Consider the following 8,192-nt stretch of genomic DNA (forward strand, 5'->3'; position numbering starts at 1 on the left):
GGGTGTTTACAATTATTTCCTCTGTCTAGGGTATTAACAATGAAGAATCACCATAGCTCAAAAAACGAAAATTATGATCCATAGCATAAGCGTAAACATCTTTCCACTCTGTACCTATTAGCGCAGAGACTAAGAGTAGTAATGTACTTTTCGGCTGATGAAAATTAGTGATTAGCGCATTTATCAATTTAAAAGTATAACCAGGCGCAATCAAAATTTGTGTGGATCCCACAAGTTGACTTAAACCCACACTTTTAAGGTGATTAAGAATGGCGGTAAGTGCCTCAGTTGACGTATAAGAATCGGGGAGAGTATAAGCATCCCATTGGCTAAGATGCATCAAATCAGGGCTGTTCTCATTAGTTAAGATCTTAACACCGAGCCAATATAACGATTCAATAGTTCTTACCGAAGTGGTGCCTACAGCTACAATATTGCCCATATTCGCTAGCAGCAATTCAAGTGTTGAAACCGTAATTGAGAAGTGCTCTGAGTGCATTTCATGCTCATCAATTGATTTGGCTTTCACTGGCTTAAATGTCCCAGCTCCAACGTGTAGCGTCAGCTCGGCAATTGAATTACCTTTTGTAATTATGTCGGCAATCACCTTATCAGTAAAGTGAAGCCCAGCAGTTGGAGCTGCAACAGATCCTTCCCATTTCGAATAGACAGTTTGATATCGATCCGAATCAATAACTTGTTCCGAACGATTCAAATATGGTGGAATAGGTATAGCACCAGCCGCCTCTAAAACTTGTCCAAAGCATACTGTATCATCATTCCAAGAAAACCGAATGATAACCCCTTCATCAAGTCGTTCAATCATCTGAGCGGTCAACCTCACTTGGCTGCCATCTATGTCAACGTTTAACGAGAGTTCATCTTCCTTCCATCTTTTTATATTCCCTACCAAGCATTTCCAGTCGACACTGCCAGTGGCGCTAAACATATTTTGATAATCAGCAGGCTGCATTGGCTCAAGGCAAAATACCTCGATAGTTGCTCCTGTAACTCTTTTGAAAAGTAATCGAGCCTTAATTACCTTTGTATTGTTAAAAATTAGAATTTTTCCGGAAAGATAGTTCGGAAGGTTATAGAACTGATCACTACCAATTACTCCCTTATTAAAAACCAATAGATTAGAGTGGTCGCGCTTTTGCTCAGGAAATTTGGCAATTCTACAATCGGGTAAATCGTAGTTGTAATCCTCAATATTTGCAGGTATTAATCGCACAGGCAACAGATAAAAGTTATGTTATCGTGATTAGTGGGGCAAAATTAACTATTTTTGCACACTTGTTGGTCGAATAATCGCCATTCATTATTTTTTATAGCATGCAGCTGAAAAAAGGAAGTAAGGTAAAATTCCTCAATGACGTTGGGGGTGGACGCGTGATTGAAATTATTAATGCAAAGATGGTTAAAATTGAAACCTTTGATGGTTTCGATATGCCGTGTTTGATTGATGATCTTATTTTGATAGAGGAGGATGCGTCAAGTTACAATTCGTCTTCTTCATCAAATGCTGTAAAGAAATCATCCAATTCGAATCAACACCAACCAATCGCGGAAACTGTTCCTGTGCAAAAACACGGGGATCAGCAACTTTTCAATTGCATAGGAGGTCCTAAAGATCCAGCTGGTGATAAAATTGATGTAATTCTAGCTCTATCACCGGCTGATCCAGTCCATCCAACCGATAAGGCTATCGATCTGTATCTTATTAACGATGGAAATTACAGAGCATTATATGTCATTTCAAAGAATGGTAACGCCAATATGGTGCCAATCGCTGCTGGATTATTGGAGCCAGATACCAAGTTACGCTTAGGGGAAATACCTCAAAACGAGTTACCTTTAGGATTAAACTTTAATGTGCAGCTCATATTTTTCAAAAACAGTGAGTTTGCACTAAAACCGGTTGAGCAGTTTAACGTAAGTGTTTCCGCAATAAAACTATTAAGGCCAGGTGCCTATATCGAGAACGATTTCTTCGATGAAAAGGCTATGATCTTATTGCTTGCAGGTAATAAAATTGAGCAAGAAACACCAAATCCAATGATGATCAAGGATGCAATGCTTACACCTAAACCAGCCGACCGATCGACGAAACCAGTAAAGTCGACACCAGCACTTGAAGAGATCGATCTACATATTGAAGAATTAATAGATAGCCATGCCAATCTTTCTGCAGGTGAAATTCTTGAAATTCAGCTAGCTCGTTTTACAACTGTGCTCGATGGGGCAATAAAGCACAAGACAAGTAATGTTGTGTTTATTCACGGAGTAGGTAATGGAAAACTTAAATTCGAGGTACACAAGTTACTCGATACAAAATACAAACATGTTAAATACCAAGATGCATCGTTTAAGGAATATGGTTATGGTGCAACCTTGGTAATTGTTAAGTAATAATGCTGAATTAGAAATTCCAGAGAGCAACTCTACCGCTATTTGAAAAAATAGAGGAAAGTCCGGGCAACTTAGAGCGCCATGCTTCCTAACGGGAAGAGGTTCGTGAGGGCCTAGTAATGTAACAGAAAATAACCGCCGCGGTCTTGTACCAGGTAAGGGTGAAAAGGTGAGGTAAGAGCTCACCGGTTCTTATGGCAACATAGGAAGCCGTACGTCTGATGGGTTGTAAGGCCATGTATACCGGCAGCTGAGGACTGCTCGTCCAATGCCGGGGGGTAGGCCGCTAGACTGTCGAGGTGACTCGATGGCGAGATAAATGGTAGGGACTCCGATTTTTTCGGATGACAGGACCCGGCTTATATGCTCCTCTGGTCTTTTTAATCAGAAATTACCGCACTAAAGCGGCGATGATTATGTTAAATAATCGTTGCCGCTTTTTCTATTTTTACCCAAGAGGATTTATCATTCTTAGTTAAGTACAATTAAATAAATAGGGCGAAGAGACCGAGGTGAAAATACTAGGATTCCCGTCTAACAAAAATATAATTACTCATAATACAAATTTACATTTGTAATCTAGTAGAACACAAAGATGGTTTACTTATGTAGTCATTACAGTAGTATAATGTAACCGAACAAAACACATTTTACGGGATGCAGTATCACTGCGTATTTCTGACTTTAATACTCCTTTAAAGGCTTAATTACCTAAGGTATTTTCATGAATAAACGATTATGTTGACCTAGTTATATCACTATTTTGACCCAACCTTCTCGTAGCATAAAACAATAGCATAATTAGCCCCCTCCAACAATCATCCATACTCATCTATAAATAGTGTGATAATAGCCCTAATTATGGCTATTTAATAGGCATATTAGGCGTTCTCCTATCCATATGGATATGCTTTTAGTGCGAATTATGTACTAGTAATTCCCCCTAATTATCATCTTCTAGCAGTCTGTTTTTACCTTATTCTAAACGAATTCTAGGGCAAAACGGATAATTACATATGGCTATATTATATTTATGGTGGCTTTGTCACATATGCAACACCAAGACTCATGTAGTGTTATATCACTATATACCATATACATAACACACTTTATCTATAATATTGATTAAGTATTTATTGGTATTTCTTCGAAAAACAGCACAAATTGCTGATTAATATAGAATTTAATATCATATAGTGTTAATTACCAGTATAATATAATGGTTTATCTATAAATCAGTAGAAGATAGTCAGTATTATACTATATACTTACATTTATCAATGATACCAAAGGTTCCATTTATGTTTTAACGTATTTATCCTATATTCTCCATTATTTAGATAATCATCGATATCTACATATGTAACACAGAGAAATTTACTCATGTAAACTGTTATGTGTTGACATTGTGAATTTATTGCATTACATTTGTAATCTATAATTTTTTACATATGGAGGATAGAATACTAAAAATTCTCACAGGGAATCAACTTTCGGCCACGCGTTTTGCCGACATTATCGGTGTTCAGAAATCTAGTATATCCCATATCCTATCCGGAAGAAACAAGCCATCTTTTGATTTCATTGAAAAAGTTCTTATTAAGTTTCCCGACATTAATCCTGAATGGCTTATTCTTGGCAAGGGAAACATGTATCGCACTTCGATACAGACCACCCTTTTCGAAAGTTCTGTATTACAAGAGAAAGATGAGTCGTCATCTCCCGAACCGACTGAGCCTGAATTAGCTGATATTCCCATTGAAAAACAACTAATTAGCACTAAAACAGATTCCCTATATCCTCCCGTGAGTGCGATAAAAGGAAAGAGCATTGAGAGAGTACTGATATTTTACAAGGATAAGACGTTTTCGGAATACCATCCCGAAGAATAAATGTAGCTTCGCGAAAAATGCTATTTTTGCATAAAAATCGCCATGTATACATTGCTTCTCCGCCCTTTGCTTTTTTGCTTAAAACCGGAACCGGTCCATCACTTGGTAGCTACGTCCCTCAAGATAGCACTTTCTATTCCGGGAATACGAATTATCGTTAAACGCCTAACAACCATTTCCCATCCCTTGCTTGAACGGGAAGTTTTCGGTTTGAAATTTCCTTCCCCCGTTGGGCTCGCTGCTGGATTCGATAAAAATGCCACCCTAATTTCCGAAATGGCATCCTTAGGATTTGGATTTATAGAAGTTGGAACAGTAACTCCCTTACCACAGCCTGGTAATCCTAAACCAAGAAGTTTTCGATTACCCAAAGACAGCGCCTTAATTAACAGAATGGGGTTTAACAATCAAGGTCTTGAAAGTGCCATTAACCAATTAAAAAAGAGGCCAAAAGGTGTAATTGTAGGTGGAAATATTGGCAAAAATACACTAACCTTAAATGAGGACGCAGCAAAGGATTACGCGGAAGTATTCGAAGGGTTATACCCATTTGTCGATTATTTCGTTGTGAATGTCTCTTGTCCAAACATTGCCAATCTTGGTGCTCTTCAGGAAAAGGATGGTCTAAATGACATTCTACAAACTATTGTAGAGTATAGAGCATTACAACCCGTTTATAGGCCTATTCTTCTCAAAGTGAGCCCCGATTTATCGAACGAACAGCTCGATCAACAGCTCGAGTCCGTTAAAACATTTGCCATCGATGGTATTATTGCCACAAATACCACCCGAAGCCGTAGTGAACTAGCTACAAATACCATTGATATTGATGCCATTGGGAATGGAGGACTAAGTGGTAAACCGTTGTATGATAGATCGCTGGAGATAGTTAGGCAAATTGCCGTTAAAACCCAGGGAAAACTTCCTATTATTGGTGTGGGTGGAATAATGAGTAATCAGAACGCTCTCGACATGCTCGAAGCAGGAGCAACCCTAATCCAAATATATACAGGCTTTATTTATAATGGACCACTTTTTGTGAAAAGTATAAATAGGGCTATTCTTTCTCATGAACTTTCTAAACTGAAGTAATGTATTGTTAATTAATACAATATAATATCTAATTTAATAGAACATTGAAGAATTTCAGGTGACTTTTTTATCCTTCGTATGATGCATTATACCTTTAGTCTATCACAAAGTCGACCGTGATGTTTGGAGTAGTTTGAGTTTCTTTTAGTCAAATATGTTTTCTTCATTTGAGGTAGAGCGATGCCAACTTTGCTACAATTTCCATATGGATATTATTTGCGCGATTAACACTTAAATTGCTACTTTGAAATTCATAAATAATTGTAAAACAAGTAAATAATATATATTAATTCATCCTATAGTTCAATATAAAATAGTCATACTATTCCACCCAAAGGTGATTTCATTATTCAGCATTATACTGCTTGTATCCCATTTCGTTGTTATTCTGAACTTCATCCTAGAATGGAACAAATTTACTGCTAACTTTGCACCTTCAAAAATCTGAATAATGGATCTGACGCAGGAGATAAATAGAAGAAGAACCTTTGCTATTATTAGCCACCCCGATGCCGGTAAAACAACGCTTACTGAAAAGTTGCTGCTATTTGGAGGTGCCATTCACGTGGCTGGTGCCGTAAAATCTAACAAAATAAAGAAAACAGCAACGTCCGACTTCATGGAAATTGAGCGCCAAAGAGGTATTTCTGTTGCAACATCTGTAATGGGGTTTGAATACAGCGGGGCTAAAATTAACATTCTCGATACCCCTGGTCACCAAGATTTTGCAGAAGACACATACCGTACCTTAACGGCTGTGGATAGCGTTATCATCGTAGTCGATTGTGCGAAAGGGGTCGAAGCGCAAACAAAAAAACTAATGGATGTCTGCCGAATGAGGAAAACTCCGGTGATCGTCTTTATCAATAAAATGGACCGAAATGGTCGTGACCCTTTTGACTTACTTGATGAAATAGAAAAAGAACTCCAAATAAAGGTGAGACCCTTAAGCTGGCCTATTAGCATGGGATCTACGTTTAAAGGGGTTTACAACATGTTTGAAAAGAAACTTAACCTGTTTTTTTCTGACGACAAACAACGTGTTGGTGATGACTCTGTTGAGATCTCAGATGTTTTTACATCACCCGATCTGGATAGCTATATTTCACCATTTACTGCCACGTTTCTTGAGGAGATTAATCTTATCGAGAGCGTATATCATAATTTCGATCGCGAAAAGTACCTTAACGGTGAATTAGCACCTGTATTTTTTGGGTCAGCACTCAATAATTTTGGAGTTCAAGAGCTACTTAACTGCTTTGTGAAAATTGCTCCAAGCCCAAGAAAAGCAACTACTGAAGAGCGATTAATTGACCCCTACGAACCCAAACTTACCGGTTTCATCTTTAAGATTCATGCCAACATGGATCCAAATCACCGCGACCGAATTGCTTTCTTAAAAATATGCTCCGGTACATTTGAGCGAAATAAACCGTATGTGCACGTCAGACTTGGGAAAAACATCAAATTTGCCAGCCCTAATGCATTTATGGCCGACAAGAAATCCATCGTAGACTTTGCCTTTCCTGGCGATATTGTTGGCCTGCACGATACCGGCAACTTTAAAATTGGCGATACGCTAACTGAGGGAGAGAAGCTACATTTTAAAGGAATCCCAAGCTTCTCTCCAGAACTATTCCGGTATATTGAAAACGCTGATCCACAAAAGTATAAGCAATTATCGAAGGGAATCGACCAACTCATGGATGAGGGTGTAGCTCAGTTATTTACCAGCAAGTATAACGGGCGCAAGATTATTGGAACAGTTGGCGCTCTTCAGTTCGATGTAATTCAGTATCGTCTTGAGCACGAATATAATGCTAAGTGCCGCTACGAACCCTTCAACCTCTACAAAGCTTGCTGGATCGAAAGCAATAACAAAGCCCAACTCGAAGATTTTAGAAAACGAAAATACAACCAACTAGCTGAGGACAAGCATAAAAGAGAAGTTTTTCTTGCCGATAGTTCCTATTCTTTACATATGGCGCAGGAAAAATTCCCCGACATTAAATTCCACTTCACTTCAGAATTTTAAACAATCTTTGAAAAAACCGAGCCATTACTGCTCGGTTTTTTTTCTAAAAAGAAGAGAAGCAGCTAAACTAATTATTAACTTCATGGTCCATTATCATCCAAAAGTAATTTTTTTTCGATGAAAATTTTGAAGTTTTTCCTTTTTGCAATATTTATTTGCCTCACACACCTGTCGTTAGCACGACCGATGCCTCTTTCTAAGCAGTTTTCTGCCATTAAGTATAATGGCACACGGCCCATAATTGATGGCTACCTTACAGATTCGATCTGGCAAACTGCCGCCGTGGCAGATGACTTTGTTCAGTTTGAACCCAATAATGGCTCACCTGCTTCCGAAAAGAGTGAAGTTCGGTTTGCATATACCGACGAAGCGGTTTATATCGGAGCAATTCTTTACGATTCAAACCCCAATTCCATCCACAAAGAACTATCTAGATAAAACGGTCGAAGTTGTGCCACCCATTTCGGTTCAAGTTGTGCCAGGCGTTTCGGTCGAAGTTGTGCCACTTTTTTAGGTGCATTTAGGCTATTGTTTCGGTCGAAGTTGCGCCACCCGTTTCGACGCAAATTGCGCCATTGAGCCATTGAAAGGAATGATTTCTATCTTATCGCTGAAACTTAAATCAGGGATATGGCCGCAAAGAAGATAGATATCATGGATGTACGACAATTAATTCAGTTAAAAATCAAAGGAGAAAGCAACCGCAGCTGTTCTTCAAGTTTAGCCATACACCGCAATACGGTAAATTACTATGTCCGACA

At 38.5% G+C, this 8,192-nt stretch carries 6 protein-coding genes and 1 other RNA gene; 6 read left to right on the forward strand and 1 reads right to left on the reverse strand.

The annotated features are described in order from the left end of the window. Positions 1-25: 25 nt before the first annotated feature. Positions 26-1,234, reverse strand: a complete 1,209-nt coding sequence (locus tag BLS65_RS05310; protein WP_092436661.1) for an S-adenosylmethionine:tRNA ribosyltransferase-isomerase — start codon at positions 1,232-1,234, stop codon at positions 26-28. 101 nt (positions 1,235-1,335) lie between these two features. Here BLS65_RS05310 and BLS65_RS05315 point away from each other — a divergent pair, with 101 nt between their 5' ends. The 6 genes from BLS65_RS05315 to BLS65_RS05340 all read left to right on the forward strand — a co-directional run bounded on the left by BLS65_RS05315 (position 1,336) and on the right by BLS65_RS05340 (position 7,869). Then, a complete protein-coding gene (locus BLS65_RS05315) occupies positions 1,336-2,412 on the forward strand; it encodes a Smr/MutS family protein (protein WP_092436639.1) in 1,077 nt (358 codons plus the stop codon). A 19-nt stretch (positions 2,413-2,431) separates the two neighbouring features. Further along, positions 2,432-2,791: RNase P RNA component class A (gene rnpB, locus BLS65_RS05320), an RNA gene on the forward strand. 1,072 nt (positions 2,792-3,863) lie between these two features. Next, positions 3,864-4,304, forward strand: coding sequence for a helix-turn-helix domain-containing protein (locus tag BLS65_RS05325; protein WP_092436641.1), 441 nt, complete (start codon positions 3,864-3,866; stop codon positions 4,302-4,304). Positions 4,305-4,346: 42 nt separating this feature from the next. Then, the gene (locus BLS65_RS05330; protein WP_092436643.1) at positions 4,347-5,396 is read left to right on the forward strand and encodes a quinone-dependent dihydroorotate dehydrogenase; all 1,050 of its coding nucleotides are present in this window, start codon (positions 4,347-4,349) and stop codon (positions 5,394-5,396) included. 451 nt (positions 5,397-5,847) lie between these two features. Then, positions 5,848-7,431 (forward strand): peptide chain release factor 3, encoded by a 1,584-nt coding sequence (locus tag BLS65_RS05335; RefSeq protein ID WP_092436645.1) that lies wholly within the window; start codon positions 5,848-5,850, stop codon positions 7,429-7,431. A gap of 117 nt (positions 7,432-7,548) precedes the next feature. Continuing rightward, positions 7,549-7,869 (forward strand): DOMON domain-containing protein, encoded by a 321-nt coding sequence (locus BLS65_RS05340; protein WP_125869774.1) that lies wholly within the window; start codon positions 7,549-7,551, stop codon positions 7,867-7,869. Positions 7,870-8,192 lie beyond the last annotated feature (323 nt).

The sequence above is a fragment of the Williamwhitmania taraxaci genome (genome assembly GCF_900096565.1).
GTDB classification, from domain to species: domain Bacteria; phylum Bacteroidota; class Bacteroidia; order Bacteroidales; family Williamwhitmaniaceae; genus Williamwhitmania; species Williamwhitmania taraxaci.